General features: G+C 63.1%; 15 protein-coding genes. 7 read left to right on the top strand and 8 right to left on the bottom strand.

Translation table 11 applies throughout. The features are described from left to right. Window positions 1-116: 116 nt before the first annotated feature. From rpoD to IEX64_RS05745, 3 genes are all read right to left on the bottom strand, one after another. The gene (gene rpoD, locus IEX64_RS05765; RefSeq protein ID WP_188818722.1) at window positions 117-2138 is read right to left on the bottom strand and encodes an RNA polymerase sigma factor RpoD; all 2022 of its coding nucleotides are present in this window, start codon (window positions 2136-2138) and stop codon (window positions 117-119) included. Window positions 2139-2216: 78 nt separating this feature from the next. Continuing rightward, on the bottom strand, window positions 2217-5027 hold the full coding sequence (dnaG, locus tag IEX64_RS05760; RefSeq protein WP_229710088.1) for a DNA primase: 2811 nt from the start codon (window positions 5025-5027) through the stop codon (window positions 2217-2219). A gap of 25 nt (window positions 5028-5052) precedes the next feature. After that, complete coding sequence (locus IEX64_RS05745) at window positions 5053-5505, bottom strand: GatB/YqeY domain-containing protein (RefSeq protein ID WP_188818721.1); 453 nt, start codon at window positions 5503-5505, stop codon at window positions 5053-5055. Between the two features lie 161 nt (window positions 5506-5666). On the opposite strand from IEX64_RS05745, the gene carA reads away from it, so the two are divergent. The 5 genes from carA (at window position 5667) to greA (ending at window position 11465) form a co-directional block, all read left to right on the top strand. Further along, complete coding sequence (gene carA / locus IEX64_RS05740; protein ID WP_188818720.1) at window positions 5667-6833, top strand: glutamine-hydrolyzing carbamoyl-phosphate synthase small subunit; 1167 nt, start codon at window positions 5667-5669, stop codon at window positions 6831-6833. After that, window positions 6830-7132 carry a hypothetical protein gene (locus tag IEX64_RS05735; protein ID WP_188818719.1) on the top strand — a complete coding sequence of 101 codons (303 nt, stop codon included), beginning with the start codon at window positions 6830-6832 and terminating at the stop codon, window positions 7130-7132. Before carA ends, IEX64_RS05735 begins: the two co-directional genes overlap by 4 nt. After that, the gene (locus tag IEX64_RS05730) at window positions 7129-7506 is read left to right on the top strand and encodes a hypothetical protein (RefSeq protein WP_188818718.1); all 378 of its coding nucleotides are present in this window, start codon (window positions 7129-7131) and stop codon (window positions 7504-7506) included. The genes IEX64_RS05735 and IEX64_RS05730 overlap by 4 nt, the downstream gene beginning before the upstream one ends. Before the next feature lie 54 nt (window positions 7507-7560). After that, window positions 7561-10884, top strand: coding sequence for a carbamoyl-phosphate synthase large subunit (gene carB, locus IEX64_RS05725; RefSeq protein WP_188818717.1), 3324 nt, complete (start codon window positions 7561-7563; stop codon window positions 10882-10884). Between the two features lie 104 nt (window positions 10885-10988). Continuing rightward, the gene (gene greA / locus IEX64_RS05720; protein ID WP_188818716.1) at window positions 10989-11465 is read left to right on the top strand and encodes a transcription elongation factor GreA; all 477 of its coding nucleotides are present in this window, start codon (window positions 10989-10991) and stop codon (window positions 11463-11465) included. Window positions 11466-11569: 104 nt separating this feature from the next. Here greA and IEX64_RS05715 read toward each other — a convergent pair whose 3' ends face one another. The 5 genes from IEX64_RS05715 to IEX64_RS05695 all read right to left on the bottom strand — a co-directional run bounded on the left by IEX64_RS05715 (window position 11570) and on the right by IEX64_RS05695 (window position 13729). Then, a complete protein-coding gene (locus tag IEX64_RS05715) occupies window positions 11570-11791 on the bottom strand; it encodes a DUF4170 domain-containing protein (protein WP_188818715.1) in 222 nt (73 codons plus the stop codon). Between the two features lie 134 nt (window positions 11792-11925). Further along, a complete protein-coding gene (locus tag IEX64_RS05710) occupies window positions 11926-12480 on the bottom strand; it encodes a hypothetical protein (RefSeq protein WP_188818714.1) in 555 nt (184 codons plus the stop codon). Then, window positions 12473-12790 carry a hypothetical protein gene (locus IEX64_RS05705; RefSeq protein WP_188818713.1) on the bottom strand — a complete coding sequence of 106 codons (318 nt, stop codon included), beginning with the start codon at window positions 12788-12790 and terminating at the stop codon, window positions 12473-12475. The genes IEX64_RS05710 and IEX64_RS05705 overlap by 8 nt, the downstream gene beginning before the upstream one ends. Beyond that, the gene (locus IEX64_RS05700; RefSeq protein ID WP_188818712.1) at window positions 12787-13173 is read right to left on the bottom strand and encodes a phage holin family protein; all 387 of its coding nucleotides are present in this window, start codon (window positions 13171-13173) and stop codon (window positions 12787-12789) included. The genes IEX64_RS05705 and IEX64_RS05700 overlap by 4 nt, the downstream gene beginning before the upstream one ends. 28 nt (window positions 13174-13201) lie before the next feature. Further along, window positions 13202-13729, bottom strand: a complete 528-nt coding sequence (locus IEX64_RS05695; RefSeq protein WP_188818711.1) for a hypothetical protein — start codon at window positions 13727-13729, stop codon at window positions 13202-13204. Window positions 13730-13903: 174 nt separating this feature from the next. On the opposite strand from IEX64_RS05695, the gene eno reads away from it, so the two are divergent. Together eno and IEX64_RS05685 are read left to right on the top strand one after the other, a co-directional pair. Further along, window positions 13904-15190: a phosphopyruvate hydratase gene (eno, locus tag IEX64_RS05690; protein ID WP_188818710.1), complete on the top strand. Its 1287-nt coding sequence runs from the start codon at window positions 13904-13906 to the stop codon at window positions 15188-15190. Between the two features lie 109 nt (window positions 15191-15299). Next, window positions 15300-15971, top strand: a complete 672-nt coding sequence (locus IEX64_RS05685; protein WP_188818709.1) for a TetR/AcrR family transcriptional regulator — start codon at window positions 15300-15302, stop codon at window positions 15969-15971. The last annotated feature ends 136 nt before the right edge of the window (window positions 15972-16107 follow it).

The following is a 16107-nucleotide window of genomic DNA, read 5'->3' as shown; positions in this document are numbered from 1 at the left end:
TTCAGTAAGTGCTTCGTCTGCAGTGTTCGAAGCCGCAGACCTTCGGCAGAAGGATTCGTTTCGAGTTTGCTCCAGGGCAAAGACAAAAAAAGCCCCGCCGGAGCGGGGCTTTTCTCTTACTGGTCCAGGAAGGATCGCATCTTGCGGCTGCGGCTCGGGTGCTTGAGCTTGCGCAGCGCCTTGGCCTCGATCTGGCGAATACGTTCGCGCGTCACCGAGAACTGCTGGCCGACTTCCTCCAGCGTGTGATCGGTGTTCATGCCGATGCCGAAGCGCATGCGCAGCACGCGTTCCTCGCGCGGGGTGAGCGAGGCGAGGACGCGGGTGACCGTTTCCTTGAGGTTTGCCTGGATCGCCGCATCGACCGGGATGATCGCGTTCTTGTCCTCGATGAAATCGCCCAGGTGCGAATCTTCCTCGTCGCCGATCGGCGTTTCGAGGGAGATCGGCTCCTTGGCGATCTTCATCACCTTGCGGACCTTTTCGAGCGGCATCGAGAGGCGTTCGGCCATTTCCTCGGGCGTGGGCTCGCGGCCCTGCTCGTGGAGGAACTGGCGGCTGGTGCGCACCAGCTTGTTGATCGTCTCGATCATGTGGACCGGGATACGGATCGTGCGCGCCTGGTCAGCGATCGAGCGGGTGATGGCCTGACGGATCCACCACGTCGCGTAAGTGCTGAACTTGTAGCCGCGGCGGTACTCGAACTTGTCGACCGCCTTCATCAGGCCGATGTTGCCTTCCTGAATGAGGTCGAGGAACTGCAAACCGCGGTTGGTGTACTTCTTGGCGATGGAAATCACGAGGCGCAGGTTCGCCTCGACCATTTCCTTCTTGGCGATACGTGCCTCGCGCTCGGCCTTCTGCACCATGTTGACGATGCGGCGAAATTCGGGGAGCGCCATGCCGGTCGCAGCTGCGATGTCGGCCACTTCGGCGCGGATGCGCTCGACCGAATCGCCTTCGTTATCGGCGAAGGCGGCCCACTTCTTGTCCTTCTTGGACATTTCGGGAAGCCAGCTGTCGTCGAGTTCGCGGCCGATATACGTCGAGAGGAAGTCCGTGCGCTTCACCTTGTGGCGCTCGGCCAGACGCAGCATCTGGCCGCCCAGCGCGGTCAGGCGGCGATTGTAGGCGTAGAGGTTGTCGACCAGGTATTCGATCTTGGTCGCGTGGAACTGCACCGATTCCACCTGCGCGGTCAGTTCCTCGCGCAGCTGCTGGTACTTGTCTTCCTTGGCCGCCGGGAAGTCGATCCCGAGACCCAGCGCCTCGAGCCGCTCGGTCTGGAGCTTCTCGAAGGTCTGGAACAGCTCGGTGATGGTCGCGAACTTCTCGAGCGCCTCGGGCTTGAGCGCGGCTTCCATCTGGGCGAGCGAGAGAGTGTTGTCCTCCTCGTCGTCCTCTTCCTTGCGGCGCGAGGAACCTTCCTCGCCGTCTTCGCCGTCCTCGGAGGTTTCTTCCTCCTCGTCGTCATCGTCTTCCTTGTAGGAAGGGCCGGCGGTGGCTTCGCTGATCTCGCCGTCGTCGTCGCCGTCATCGTCGTCGTTGAGATTTTCCGGTGCGGGCTCCTTCGAGAGCATGGCGTCGAGATCGAGGATCTCGCGCAGCTGCATCTCGCCGTTGTTCAGCGCTTCCGACCACTGGATGATGGCGTGGAAGGTGAGCGGGCTCTCGCACAGGCCCAGGATCATCATGTCCCGGCCGGCCTCGATCCGCTTGGCGATGGCGATTTCGCCCTCGCGGCTGAGCAGCTCGACCGCGCCCATTTCGCGCAGGTACATGCGCACCGGGTCGTCGGTGCGCTCGATCGTTTCCTTTTTCTTCGTTTCGACCACGGGCTTGGGTGCCGTGTTCGAATCGTCGGTGTCGATTTCCTCGGGACCGTCGTTGTCTTCCTGCGCGTCCTCGTCGTTCTCGACGATGTTCACGCCCATTTCCGAGATCGCGGCCATGATGTCCTCGATCTGCTCGGAAGACATCTGGTCCTGCGGCAGGGCCTCGTTGAGCTCGTCATAGGTGATCACGCCGCGGCGCTTGGCGCGGGCGATCAGCTTCTTGATCGAGGCTTCATTGAGATCGATCAGCGGTGCATCGTTGCCGTCGGTGGTGTCGCCGCTGGTATTGTCGTTTTTGCTCATTCTTCCGCCGTTAACTCGTGCTGCCCCGCGCAGATCATAAGGCGCGCAGATCGTACAACCCCAATTATACAATTCGCGTTAGGGCGCATCTCTGCTCGCCATTTGCCTTAGGCGCTTGTCAAATTCCAGCTTTCTCTTGAGCAGACGTTGCTGTTCGGCAAAAGACTCGTCCGACAGCTCGCTTTCGAACCGTGTCGTCGCCTGTGCCAGCGCAGCTTCCAGAACCGGACGCTCCACCAAGAGATCGATGGCTTGAGAGAGTTCCACTGCCGCCTGCTCTGCAGTCGCGTCGGGGGCAAGAAAGCCGAAGCGCAGCCCCGAATATTCAGCGGTTCCGGGAACTTCCAGACCATTTGCGCTCAATATGGTGGCAAGGTCCTCGCTTTCAAGCGCCTGCGTTGCGTCGCAACATTCGATCAGTGCGAAGAAGCGCGGATCGAGCCCCGGCGTGCGGGCCAGAGCCTCGGCGTGGCGGCCGATCTGCGCGGGCCATCGCATGAGCCCTGCCAGCACCGCAGCGGTCAGCGCATCGCGTAAACCGGTGCCGGCATAGCGGGCGGTCAGGCGGCTGATCGATTCGGGCGAGGAGGGCGCCGGGGCAGGGCGTCCGGGTTGCCATCGACCGCCGCCCTGCCGGGGCTGGAAAGGCTGCCGCTGCCCGCCCTGCCAGCGGTTCTCGCGCTTGGGGAAGGCGAATTCGGAATAGCGGTCCTGCAACTCGCGGCGATAGAGGCTGGCGATGTCCGGGTGCTGGATCGATTCGACATGTGCCATGAGCCGTGCCTTCAGTCCGGCCTTGTCCTCGGGCGTGTTCAGTGGCTGGGCATCGCGTTCGACTTCCCACAGGACCTCGATCAGGCTTTTCGCCTCACCAAGAACATCTTCCATGGCCTTGGGGCCCTTGGCCTTGATCAGGTCGTCAGGGTCCATGCCTTCGGGCAGGCGTACGATGCGCAGCGAGTGGGCAGGGCGCAGCAGGGGCAGGGCGCGGGTGATCGCCCGCATCGCGGCGCGCTGGCCGGCGGCATCGCCGTCGAAGCACAGGACCGGGCGCTCGACATGGCGCCATAACAGTTCGATCTGGTGCTCGGTGAGCGCGGTGCCGAGCGGGGCGACGCATTCGGCAATTCCCGCGGCGGCCAGCGCGATCACGTCCATGTAGCCTTCGACCACCACCATCCGGCCCGACTGGCGCGCGGCAGGCGCGGCGCGGTGCAGGTTGTAGAGCGTCCGGCCCTTGTCGAAGAGCGGGGTGTCGGGCGAATTCAGGTATTTCGGCGCATCGGTCTTGTCCTTGGCGAGGATGCGTCCGCCGAATGCGATCACGCGTCCGCGCGTATCCTCGATCGGCAGCATCAGGCGGCCACGGAACCGGTCGTAGGGATCGCGCCCCTCGACCTCGATGCGCAGGCCCGCCTCGATCAGCATGGCCTGCGGGAAGCGCGAGAGCGCCTCCTTCATCGCCTGCCGCCCCTCGGGGGCATAGCCGAACCCGAAGCGCTGCACGGTATGCGCATCGAAGCCGCGCGTGGCGAGATAGGCCCGCGCCGCTTCGCCTTCGGGGGCGGTGAGGTTGTGCGCGAACCACTCCTGTGCGGCGGCCATGACGTCGTGCAGCGTGTCGCGCTTTTCCGCCGCCTTGGCTGCACGCGGATCGGGCGCGGGCACGTCCATGCCCGCCTCGGCCGCGAGTTCCTTGACCGCGTCCATGAAGGCGAGGCCCTGATGGTCGGTCATCCAGCGGATCGCATCGCCATGCGCACCGCAGCCGAAGCAGTTTCCGGTCAGGATGTTGTCGTCGATCGCAAAGGCATGTTCATCGGGCACTTCGGCGCAATAGACATTCTCCACCCGCTCGCTGGGCGAAACGGATACGACTTGCCAGCGCAGGCGCTCGAACTTTTTCGCTGCGGCCATGTGGCGCTGCCGGGCTTCATCGAGAAGGAAGAAGTCCGGCCGTAAACTCGATCCGACAAAGTGAATGCGGTGGATATCGGATATCCGTCCGCCGATTCCCTTGCGCGTCTGGGTTGTGCGGCCGAACGTGCCGATCCCGAGCGTTGCAGCCAGATCGCGAATGGCTTCCAGGTGATCGGCATTGGCGCAGTTCAGCATCACCGTGCCGTCTTTCGCGACATGACCGTCTGCGGCGAAGTATCCGGCGAGGAACCCCAGCAAATACGGTTCTGGCAGGGTGCAGTCGGGCAAGGCTTTCATGTGCCCGAATGCGCGGCCTCCATAGACGCGAATGAAGGGCTCGCCGTTGTCGCGAATGTGACTGGACTGCATCGATTCGGGAAACCACGGCGCAAGCTGCGCATCTTTGGCTCCGTGCAGGTTTACCGACCCGTAGTGCTCCTTGAGCAGGGTTCCGTCCCCGAAAACGATGCCGTGTCGGATACCTTCCGCATCGAGTGTCCAGTCTTTGCGCTGGGCTGGAAATGCTGCTTCCAGCCGATGGCCGGGCCTAAGTTGTGCCGTAGTGACCGCGCTTTTTCTGCCTCTGACGAACCACCGGTGGCCGTCGGTGGCGTACAGCGTTTTGCGCTGGCCGTTGCGCGAAAGCGCGATCCGCCAGAGCCGTTGCCGACCGTAGTCACGAAATGGAGCCTCGATCCACTTGCCGTTGCGGCTGAGTATGCGAGTCGTCGTTCCGGCGAGTTCCCGAATGGGAAGACGTCCCTGATCTGTGATGACCAGGGTTTCGCCAGCGAGGCAATGATAAAACCCCTTTTCGTCGTTGACGGTAAAGCTAGGACTCTTCTCGTTATGGAACGGGCAGCACGCTTTGTACTCGCGCCCCGCCTTCTGCAGGCGCGTCGAGCGACCGATCAGCGTTGAGAGCGTGATACGGGAGCGGAGTTGATCGAGCCATTGTGGCGTTAGCACGGGACGTGCCGCCTTTCGCTTTCGGTCAGGCCAGGGCTGCCTTCACCCAGCCGCTGGCCTTGCCCATGTCGAGCTGGGCGCCGTGGCGTTCCTTGAGCAGGCCCATGACCTTGCCCATGTCCTTCATGCCTGCAGCCCCGGTTTCGGCCTTGATCGATTCGATTGCGGCCTTGGTTTCCTCTTCCGACATCTGCGCAGGCAGGAATTCCTCGATCACCACGAGTTCCGCCTTTTCGGCTTCGGCACGCTCCGGGCGGCCGCCTTCTTCGTAGAGCTTGATCGATTCGCGGCGCTGTTTGACCATCTTCTGCAGCACGTCGATCACCATCGCGTCGTCGTCCGGCGTTTCGGTGGCGGTGCGCAATTCGATGTCGCGGTCCTTCAGTTTGGCGAGGATGAGGCGCACGGCGCCGAGGCGGGGCTTGTCACCCGATTTCATGGCGGAAACCTGTGCGGCCTTGATCGAATCGCGGATCATTGTTCTTCTGTCGTCCTGATGAGTGTGAAAACGTGGCTGCGTAAAAGTTAGCAAGCCGCGTGGCAAATTGCACCCTCGTGCCTTGACGCCCTGCATAACCGTCTCTAGCGCGTGGGACTTAGCACTCATCGTCAGAAACGCCGTTAACGGAGCGACCCACCATGGCCGACGCCGCACCTTCGCCTGCGCCCAAACCGGAAGGAGCGACGGGCGTTATCGTCCTGAGCGACGGACACGTGATCTGGGGGCGCGGTTTCGGCGCCGTCGGGGAAGCCGTGGGCGAGGTTTGCTTCAACACCTCGATGACCGGATATCAGGAAGTGATGACCGATCCGTCCTATGCGGGACAGATCGTGACCTTCACCTTCCCGCATATCGGCAACGTCGGCGTGAACGAGGAAGACCTTGAGTCCAAGGTCGACAGCGCCGTCGGCTGCATCGTGCGCGAGGACGTGACGCCCTCGTCCAACTTCCGTGCACGCGGTGAGTTCGGCGACTGGATGGCGGACAAGGGCAAGGTCGGTCTCGCCGGGATCGATACCCGCGCGCTGACGCGCCGCATCCGCAAGCTCGGCGCGCCCAATGCCGTGATCGCCTATAATCCCGAAGGCGCATTCGACATTCCCGCGCTGGTCAAGAAGGCGCAGGACTGGCCCGGCCTCGAAGGCATGGATCTGGCCAAGATCGTCAGCCGCGAAATCCAGGAGGCCTGGGAAGGCTCCACTTGGACGCTCGGGGCCGGCTACGGTCGCTCGCCGCGCGATGCTCGCCCGCACGTGGTCGCGATCGATTACGGCGCCAAGGACAACATCTTCCGCAATCTGGTGAAGGCCGGCGCGCGGGTGACGGTGGTTCCGGCCGAAGTCACCCTGGAAGAGGTTCTCGCGCTCGAACCCGATGGCGTGTTCCTGTCGAACGGCCCCGGCGATCCGGCCGCGACCGGAAAATACGCCGTGCCGGTGATTCAGGCGCTGCTGGAAAAGGACATACCGATCTTCGGTATCTGCCTTGGCCACCAGATGCTCGGTCTGGCCGCCGGCGCGAAGACCGCCAAGATGTTCCAGGGCCATCGCGGCGCCAACCACCCGGTGAAGCGCATGGCCGACGGCGTGGTCGAGATCACCTCGATGAACCACGGCTTCGCGGTCGACAACAAGACGCTGCCCGATGCGGTCGAGGAGACCCACGTCTCGCTGTTCGACGGCACCAATTGCGGCATAGCGCTCAAGAACAAGCGCGCTTTCGGTGTGCAGTACCACCCGGAAGCGAGCCCTGGCCCGCAGGACAGTTTCTACCTGTTCGAAAAGTTCGTCGGGATGCTCGCTTGAAGCAGGCTGCGGCCTTGCTTCTGGCACCCTGCGGCCTCGTGGCGGCGTGCAATCAGGCACCGCCGCCCAAGCCCGCGTTGCTGAGCGAGGCCGAGATCGCGACGGTTGCGGGGAGGTGCGGCGTTGCCGCGGGGACGATCACGGTGGAGCAGGACAAGCTGCGCTTCGACCCACCCAAGGGGATGGCACAATCGAGGCAGGCCTGCGTTCTGGCTGAACTGCGCGCCCGACTGCCTCGCGTGAGCATCGCCTATCCGGCCGAGATCAAGAGACAAACAAGGAAAGAGAACAGACCATGAGTGATCTTATCGACCACATGATCGCCTATTACATTGCCGGTCCTGCCAACGATCTCAACATCGCGACGCGCTGGTACCCCTATGGCGAACTGACTCTCATCATCGAGGACAAGTTCCAGATCGCCCACCGCAAGTTCGGCATGAAAGTGCGCAGCCAGTCCAAGGCGGCCGCCAAGCAGTTCCTCGATTCGATGATTGCCAAGGGCGCATGGTCGACCACCGAGAACGAATTCGGCGGCAAGATGCACCAGTTCCAGGCCGACGTCTTCCGCGCCGAGATCAAGGAGCGGCAGGCCACCAACCCGATCATCGCCAAGGCCAATGCCGAAGGTCCCGAGTACTGGGAAAAGGCATTCGGCGAACTGGTGGCCTGAAGCCTCCGGCACGCGATACCTTACAGACACTAGAATCCAGGATAGCCCTCTACCATGCCCAAGCGCACAGACATCTCCTCGATCCTCGTCATCGGTGCCGGTCCGATCATCATCGGCCAGGCCTGCGAGTTCGACTATTCGGGGACCCAGGCGATCAAGGCGCTCAAGGAAGAGGGCTATCGGGTCATTCTGGTGAACTCCAACCCCGCCACGATCATGACCGACCCGGACATGGCCGACGCGACGTATGTCGAGCCGATCACGCCCGAGGTGGTGGAGAAGATCATCATCAAGGAGCGGCCCGACGCACTGCTGCCGACGATGGGCGGGCAGACCGCACTCAACTGTGCGCTGGATCTGTTCGAGGCGGGCATCCTCGACAAGTACGGCGTGCAGATGATCGGCGCCAATGCCGATGCCATCGACAAGGCTGAAAACCGCCAGCGCTTCCGTGAGGCGATGGACAAGATCGGCCTCGAGAGCGCCGCCTCGGGCGTCGCGCACTCGCTGGAAGAGGCTCATGCCGTGCTCGAACGCACCGGTCTTCCGGCGATCATCCGCCCCAGCTTCACGCTGGGCGGCACTGGCGGCGGCGTGGCCTACAACAAGAACGAGTTCGAGCGCATCGTGCGCGAAGGTCTCGATGCCAGCCCGAAGAACGAAGTCCTCATCGAGGAATCGCTGCTCGGCTGGAAGGAATACGAGATGGAAGTCGTGCGCGACAAGCACGACAACTGCATCATCATCTGCGCCATCGAGAACGTCGATCCGATGGGCGTGCACACCGGCGATTCGATCACCGTCGCGCCGGCGCTGACGCTGACCGACAAGGAATACCAGATCATGCGCACCGCCTCGCTCGAGGTGCTGCGTGAGATCGGCGTGGAAACCGGCGGCTCGAACGTGCAGTTCGCCGTGAACCCGGAAAACGGTCGACTGATCGTCATCGAGATGAACCCGCGCGTCTCGCGCTCTTCGGCTCTGGCTTCGAAGGCGACCGGCTTCCCGATCGCACGCGTCGCCGCCAAGCTGGCCGTGGGCTACACGCTCGACGAGATCACCAACGAGATTACCGGCGCGACCCCGGCCGCGTTCGAACCGACCATCGACTACGTCGTCACCAAGATCCCGCGCTTTGCCTTCGAGAAGTTCAAGGGCGCGAAGGCGGAACTGAGCACGGCGATGAAGTCCGTGGGCGAGGTCATGGCGATCGGCCGCAACATCAAGGAATCGCTGCAGAAGGCGCTGCGCGGTCTGGAAACCGATCTCGACGGCTTCAACACCGTGCCGTCGCTGGAAGGGGCAGGGCGCGACACGATTACCGCAGCGCTTTCGAAGGCTACTCCGGAGCGTCTGCTCAACGTGGCCCAGGCCATGCGCGAGGGCTTCACCGTGGATGAGATCCACGCGATCACGTTCTACGACAAGTGGTTCCTGCGCCACATCGAAGAGATCATCGCCGAGGAAGCGAAGATCATGCAGGACGGCCTGCCCATCGACGCGCAGGGCCTGCGCCGGGTGAAGGCGATGGGCTTCTCCGACAAGCGCCTCGCCACGCTTGCGGTGCGCTCTGTACATGTCGCCGGAGGTCTCGCCGAGACGCAGGCGAAGCGCTCGGGACTGCTGCACGATGCCCTGCGCGCCATGGCCGGCGCCACCAGCGAGGACGAAGTGCGCGCGCTGCGCCACAAGCTGGGCGTCTATCCGGTGTTCAAGCGCATCGATTCCTGCGCCGCGGAGTTCGAGGCGATCACGCCCTACATGTACTCGACCTACGAGGCGCCGTTCTTCGGCGAGCCCGAGGACGAGGCGATGCCGTCCGACCGCAGGAAAATCGTCATCCTCGGTGGCGGCCCGAACCGTATCGGGCAGGGCATCGAGTTCGACTACTGCTGCGTCCATGCCTGCTTCGCGCTGTCCGAGGCCGGCTACGAGACGATCATGGTCAACTGCAACCCCGAGACCGTCTCGACCGACTACGACACCTCCGACCGTCTCTACTTCGAGCCGCTGACTGCCGAGGACGTGCTGGAAATCCTGCGCGTCGAGCAGGAGAACGGCGAACTGGTGGGCGTGATCGTGCAGTTCGGCGGGCAGACCCCGCTCAAGCTTGCCGCCGCGCTCGAAAAGGCGAACATTCCGATCCTGGGCACCACGCCCGATGCAATCGACCTTGCCGAAGATCGCGAGCGCTTTGCCGCGCTGGTCGACAAGCTGAACCTCAAACAGCCGGCCAATGGCATGGCCCGCAGCCGCGACGAGGCTGTCGCGATTGCCAACCGCATCGGCTATCCGGTGCTGACGCGTCCCAGCTACGTGCTCGGCGGTCGCGCGATGGAGATCGTCGACAGCGAGCAGCAGCTCGACAACTACATCGCCACGGCCGTTCATGTCTCGAACGACAGCCCGGTCCTGATCGATCAGTACCTGCGCGATGCCATCGAGTGCGACGTCGATGCCCTGTGCGACGGCGAGCAGGTCGTCGTGGCCGGTGTGATGCAGCACATCGAGGAAGCCGGCGTCCACTCGGGCGACAGCGCCTGCACCATTCCGGCTTACAGCCTGCCGCCCGAAATCATCGAGGAGATGGAACGTCAGGCCGAGGCGCTGGCCATGGGTCTGGGCGTGCGCGGCCTGATGAACGTGCAGTTCGCGGTGAAGGACGGCGAGGTCTATCTGATCGAAGTGAACCCGCGCGCATCGCGTACGGTGCCCTTCGTCGCCAAGGCCATCGGCCAGCCAGTCGCCAAGATCGCGGCGCGCGTCATGGCGGGCGAGAAGCTGACCGAGTTCCCGCCGTTCAAGCGCGATCTGGACTACATGGCCGTGAAGGAAGCCGTGTTCCCCTTCGCGCGCTTCCCCGGCGTCGATCCGGTGCTGAGCCCGGAGATGAAGTCGACCGGCGAAGTCATGGGCATCGATACCGATTACCCGCGCGCCTTCGCCAAGGCCCAGCTTGGCGCCGGCATGCGCCTGCCGACCGAAGGCACCGCCTTCGTTTCGGTCAAGGAAAGCGACAAGCCGCTGATCGTGCCGGCCGTGCGCAAGCTGCTCGACAACGGCTTCCGCATTATCGCTACGTCGGGCACGCAGAAGTATCTCGCCGACGCCGGCCTCGCCGTCGAACTGGTGAACAAGGTGGCTGAAGGGCGCCCGCACATCGTCGACAAGATCGAGGACGGTGAAGTGAACCTGATCTTCAACACCACCGAGGGTTGGCAGAGCCTGCAGGACTCCAAATCGATCCGCGCATCGGCGATCACGGCGAAGGTTTCGATCTTCACCACGGCCGCCACGAGCGTAGCGGCAAGCGAGGCTATCGACGTTATTCGTGGCAGCCAACTTGAAGTGCGCTCGTTGCAGGATTATTATAGCTGAAATCGATCTTGCCTCCCCACATCGCTGCAGATCGGCTCGCCCCCCTGAGGGACGGGGCAGCCGAGTAGTCTCAGCAAGGGGGGCAACAGGAGGAAGATAAGAGAATGGCCAGTATCGAAAAGCTGCCGATGCTCGCGGAAGGCTACGAAAGGCTGACGGCCGAGCTGAAGGCGCTGCGTGAGGAACGGCCGCGTATCGTCGACGCCATCGAGGAAGCGCGTGCGCACGGCGACCTTTCCGAAAACGCGGAATACCACGCCGCCAAGGAACGCCAGGGGCAGGTCGAGGCGACGATCGCGGATCTCGAGGACCGGGTCAGCCGCGCGCAGATCATCGATCCCACGTCGCTGTCGGGCGACAAGGTGATTTTCGGCGCCACTGTCACGTTGCTCGACGATGACGAGAAGCCGGTGCGCTACCAGATCGTCGGTCCCTACGAGGCCGACGCCAAGGCAGGCCGCATCAGCTACAACTCGCCGCTCGGCAAGGCGCTGATCGGGCGCAAGGTCGACGACGAGATCGAGGTGACCGTGCCGTCGGGCGACAAGTTCTACCTCGTTCGGAAGATCGAGTTCATCTGATTTCACGCGGCCTGCCGGGCCGCGTCGTCAGGCAAAAAAGAAGAGGGCCGGAACGCGCTGTTCCGGCCCTCTTCTGTTGTTCAGCGGTCAGGTCTGCCGCGTGCTTACTCTTCCGGAAGTTCGGGCTCGAGCAGGCGGTGGAGGTGGACGATCACGTACTTCATTTCCGCATCGTCGACCGTGCGCTGTGCTGCCGACTTCCAGGCATCCTGGGCGGACGCGAAGTCGGGAAACACGCCGACCAGATCGAGCTTCTCGAGGTCGACGAATTCAAGGCTGCGCGGGTCCTTGACCCGGCCGCCCATTACAAGATGAAGCTTTTGCATGGGAGAGGGCCGCTTTCCTGATTGGGAGGAGGAGCGGCCCCTATAATTTTAGGCAGGGTCAAGAGCAAGAGGAGATCGCTTCTGCGATCTCGCCCTTCTGCAATGTTGAAAAGCATTAGCAATAAGCTGGGCGATCAGCCTTTGACCCGCTTCTTCAGATCCTCTGCGGCATCGGCAAGGTCATGCGACTTTTCCGAGGCTGCCTCGCCGATTTTGGCGGCTTTTTCGGCTGCGGCGTCGCCCAGCTTGCTGGCGCGGGTGGCAGTGGCGCGCCCGAATGCGCTGGCTGCGGCAAGGGCGGCCAGCCCGTACTTTTCGAGGCGCTTCACGGCAACTTCGCCGGCCTGCTCTGCCTTCTTGCCGAGAATGCCGGCCTGTTCACGGGCATCGCTGCCGAGTTCGTGCGCCTTTTCGCCGGCATTGCGGCCGAACATCATGGTGGCCGCGCCGGCGGCTTCGGCCACACCCATGGCCTTGTCGATCACCTTGCCGCTGGTCTTGCGCGGCAGCAGGGCCGCGGCGGCCACACCAGCGGTAACGGCACCGGCGACCGTTATGTAGGGGTGCTTCTTCACGAATGAGACGACCTTCTCGGAAGGGCGCTGTTTCGCGGGCTTTGCCGGCAGCGTGACGACGTTGTTGGAGTGCTGCGGCGTTTCGGTCGGTGTTGTCGGATCAGTATCAGTCACTGCCCAGCTCCTTCACTTTGTCTACGGCCGGCTCGAGCATTTTCTCGATCCAGGCGATAATCGGGTTTCGCAATAACCAAAGCGCCAGCGCGGCGATGGTTCCCCCGATCACGCCGGGGTTCGCTTCGGCCACGGCAACGGCTTCGTCGAACATGTCCTTGGCCTGTTCCTTCGCCTCGTCGAGGATGCGGCCGGTCAGGCCGCGTTCCTCGATGTCGGCCTTGAGTGCGCCATAGTGCTCGTCGAACACGGACCGGGCCGCATCGCGCGCGGCGCGGTCGGCCATGACCTGTGCTGCCAGCTTGTTCATGAGCTTCCCTTGCCGTCCGAGATGACGGCCATCATCTGCTTGAGCTTCGATCGGGCGGCGAGCGCGCAGAGGGCGGCAAACAGCAGCAGTCCCAGAGTTACCGCTGCCATTGCCCCCCATAGCCCGAGGACCGGGCCAAGCGCGATCACCGTGCCGGTGACGAGTGCCATCACTGCAAAGAAGACAACGACCGCCGCCACCACCAGCAGGGCGACGATGGTCTTTGCCTGTGATCCTGCATAAGCCGCACGCGACTTCTGAAATGCAAGCTCGGCCTGCGCTAGGGTCTTGGCCTCATCGGCAAGCTGGCGCAGGTCTTCGGCAAGGCTGGGGTCCTCGCCCTCGTCGGGAAAGGGAGCCAAGGCTTCACTGGAATGTTGCATCGTGTCCGTCGATGGGTTCCGTACGATTCTACTTGCCCTTGAAGATGCGGCCGAGAACGAAACCGGCGGCCACGGCCATGCCTACCGCCATGCCCGGGCTTGTGCGTACGAATTGCTTGGCGTCTTCGCCGAGTTCATCGAGAGTCTTCTCATCGAGCTTGGTCGCTGCGCTCTGCATCGACTTGGAAGCGGTACGGGCATAGTCGCCGTACTTCTTGCCGACCTTGTCGTCGATGAGCGAGACGTTTTCGTCGATCGCCTTGGAAAGGCCGACAATCGCCTTGCTCGTGCGGGCCTTGCCCTCGTTGGCGTATTCGGTCGCCTTGACCTTGGCGTCGGCGGCGAAAGCATTGGCCTTGCCCTTGGCCTCTTCCGAACGGGACTTCGCTTCTTCCGACAGGTCGCCGGTCGTTTTGTTCAGCTTGCCGCGATACTCCTCGGCCAGCGCCTGCGCTCCGGCCTTGGCTTCTTCCACGGCCTTGGCGAAGTGATTCTTGGCGTTTTCAGTGCCGGCGGTTTCAGTACTGTCAGACGTAGGAACAGTGGGTTCGACCATGGCGTTTTCCTTCCTGTTTTGTCCTTGCGGGACGAACTACCTTATAGGTGGTGTGCACACAGAGTAACACAAGTTACCCGATATTGCTGCAACGCAACTTGTCAGTTCGGGTTCCCCCGCTTAATGCGCCGGAAAGTGGCGCAAGTCGGCGCCGGCAGGAGGAGACCCGCTCAAATGACCGCAATCATCGACATTCACGGCCGCGAAATTCTGGACAGCCGCGGCAACCCCACTGTCGAGGTGGACGTGTTGCTCGAGGATGGCAGCTTCGGCCGCGCAGCGGTTCCCTCCGGGGCTTCGACCGGCGCGCACGAGGCCGTCGAACTGCGGGACGGCGACAAGAGCCGCTACATGGGCAAGGGGGTGCTAAAGGCCGTCGACGCCGTGAACACCGAGATCGCCGAGGCCCTGGTCGGCATGGACGCCGAAGACCAGCGCGACCTCGACCTGTCGATGATCGCTCTCGACGGCACCGAAAACAAAGGCCGTCTGGGCGCCAACGCCATTCTCGGCACCAGCATGGCCGTCGCCAAGGCCGCTGCCAATGCCCGCGGCCTGCCGCTCTATTCCTATATCGGCGGCGTCTCGGCCCACGTTCTGCCGGTACCGATGATGAACATCATCAACGGCGGCGAGCATGCCGACAATCCCATCGACTTCCAGGAATTCATGATCATGCCGGTCGGCGCGGACTCGATTGCCGAGGCTGTTCGCTGGGGCTCGGAAGTGTTCCACACGCTCAAGAAGGGTCTGTCCGAAAAGGGCCTTGCCACTGCCGTGGGTGACGAAGGCGGCTTCGCGCCGAACCTCGCCAGCACGCGCGACGCGCTCGACTTCATCATGGCCTCGATCGAGAAGGCCGGCTTCAAGGTCGGCAGCGACATCCAGATCGCGCTGGACTGCGCCTCGACCGAGTTCTTCAAGAACGGCAAGTACGAGATCAGCGGCGAGGGCCTTTCGCTCGAACCCGCCGCTTTTGCCGACTATCTTGACGACCTTTGCGATGCCTATCCGATCATCTCGATCGAGGACGGCATGAGCGAGGACGACTTCGAAGGCTGGAAGGCGCTGACCGATAAGATCGGCGACAAGGTTCAGCTGGTGGGCGACGACCTTTTCGTCACCAATCCACGGCGCCTAACCATGGGCATCGAGCAGGGTCTCGCCAACTCGCTGCTGGTCAAGGTCAATCAGATCGGTTCGCTCACCGAGACGCTCGAAGCGGTCTCGATTGCCAACCGCGCCGGCTACACCGCCGTCATGTCGCACCGTTCGGGTGAGACCGAAGACGCGACCATTGCCGACCTCGCGGTTGCGACCAACTGCGGCCAGATCAAGACCGGCTCGCTCGCGCGCTCCGACCGTCTTGCCAAGTACAACCAGCTCATCCGTATCGAGGAAGAGCTGGGCAAGGCAGCCCACTACGCCGGTGCTGCCGCGTTCGGCCGCCTCAGCGTCTGAGCCTTTCATTCGACAACAACCCGCTCCCGCGATGGGGCGGGTTGTAGTCAACATTGTCGATTAGTCATTTCGTGGTTATGCTCCCGGCTCGGTAAACCGGGGCAAGACCATGGAAGCGAAGACCAAACGCCGGGTGAGGGACCCTGCGGCAACGCGCGAGACGATTCTCGAAGCGGCCAGTAACCTGCTGGCAAAGGACGGGGTCGAAGGGGTCAGTCTCTCGGCCGTGGCCCATCTCGCGGCGGTCAATCGCGGCACGGCCTACCAGCATTTCGAAACGCGCGAGAAGCTGATCGAGGCTACCATTCAGTGGGTTTCGGACAAGCTGTTCCGCGCGGTCTTCGGCGATCCTTCGACGCTGGGCGAGCGTCAGGTGGAGCGGGTCGACGTCGCCGCGCTGACTGACCGGCTTTGCGATTTCGCCATGGAGAACCCGGACATCTGCCGGGTCTGGCTGCAGCAGGTGCTCGCCTCTCCCGATCCCAGCCAGGATCCGTTCTGGCGCGAGTACTGCGGCTCGCTGCGGCGCTTTGCCGGAACCGATCTGGCCGAGCCGGGTATCGATTCCGAAGTGCTCTCGGTCGTCAATCTCGCCGGGGTATTCTTCTGGCCTATTTTGGCGCGTGCCCATGCGGCCGAGGACGCGCAGCGCACGGAGCTGGCGCGCCGCTTCAGTCACGAAATTCTGCGCCTGTCGATGTATGGCACGATGAAGGCGGAGGCCTTCCCGGGCGTTGCAGAGCGCCTGCGCAAGGAAGCCGCCGAAGCGAATGCCCGCTAGTACACTTCGCCTCGGCGATGCCCGGCTGCATCGCCATTGACGCGAAGCGACAGTTCCCTTTTCAGCAAGGGGTGAAGTATCAAGGTCGGGCCACTGCAACGGGCGGTCCGTCGCACGCATGATCGAAAGGCGCGCC

The sequence above is a fragment of the Novosphingobium indicum genome (assembly GCF_014645195.1).
GTDB lineage: Bacteria > Pseudomonadota > Alphaproteobacteria > Sphingomonadales > Sphingomonadaceae > Novosphingobium > Novosphingobium indicum.
The sequence above is the reverse complement of the archived record's forward strand: the minus strand, read 5'-3'. Positions and strand labels throughout refer to the sequence as shown.

Coding starts and splice junctions, on each gene's coding strand:
- IEX64_RS05730 (WP_188818718.1), top strand. CDS start 7,129: ATGAGTGATCTTATCGACCACATGATCGCCTATTACATTGCCGGTCCT.
- IEX64_RS05745 (WP_188818721.1), bottom strand. CDS start 5,505: ATGATCCGCGATTCGATCAAGGCCGCACAGGTTTCCGCCATGAAATCG.
- carA (WP_188818720.1), top strand. CDS start 5,667: ATGGCCGACGCCGCACCTTCGCCTGCGCCCAAACCGGAAGGAGCGACG.
- IEX64_RS05705 (WP_188818713.1), bottom strand. CDS start 12,790: ATGAACAAGCTGGCAGCACAGGTCATGGCCGACCGCGCCGCGCGCGAT.
- IEX64_RS05700 (WP_188818712.1), bottom strand. CDS start 13,173: ATGCAACATTCCAGTGAAGCCTTGGCTCCCTTTCCCGACGAGGGCGAG.
- IEX64_RS05715 (WP_188818715.1), bottom strand. CDS start 11,791: ATGCAAAAGCTTCATCTTGTAATGGGCGGCCGGGTCAAGGACCCGCGC.
- carB (WP_188818717.1), top strand. CDS start 7,561: ATGCCCAAGCGCACAGACATCTCCTCGATCCTCGTCATCGGTGCCGGT.
- rpoD (WP_188818722.1), bottom strand. CDS start 2,138: ATGAGCAAAAACGACAATACCAGCGGCGACACCACCGACGGCAACGAT.
- IEX64_RS05695 (WP_188818711.1), bottom strand. CDS start 13,729: ATGGTCGAACCCACTGTTCCTACGTCTGACAGTACTGAAACCGCCGGC.
- greA (WP_188818716.1), top strand. CDS start 10,989: ATGGCCAGTATCGAAAAGCTGCCGATGCTCGCGGAAGGCTACGAAAGG.
- IEX64_RS05685 (WP_188818709.1), top strand. CDS start 15,300: ATGGAAGCGAAGACCAAACGCCGGGTGAGGGACCCTGCGGCAACGCGC.
- eno (WP_188818710.1), top strand. CDS start 13,904: ATGACCGCAATCATCGACATTCACGGCCGCGAAATTCTGGACAGCCGC.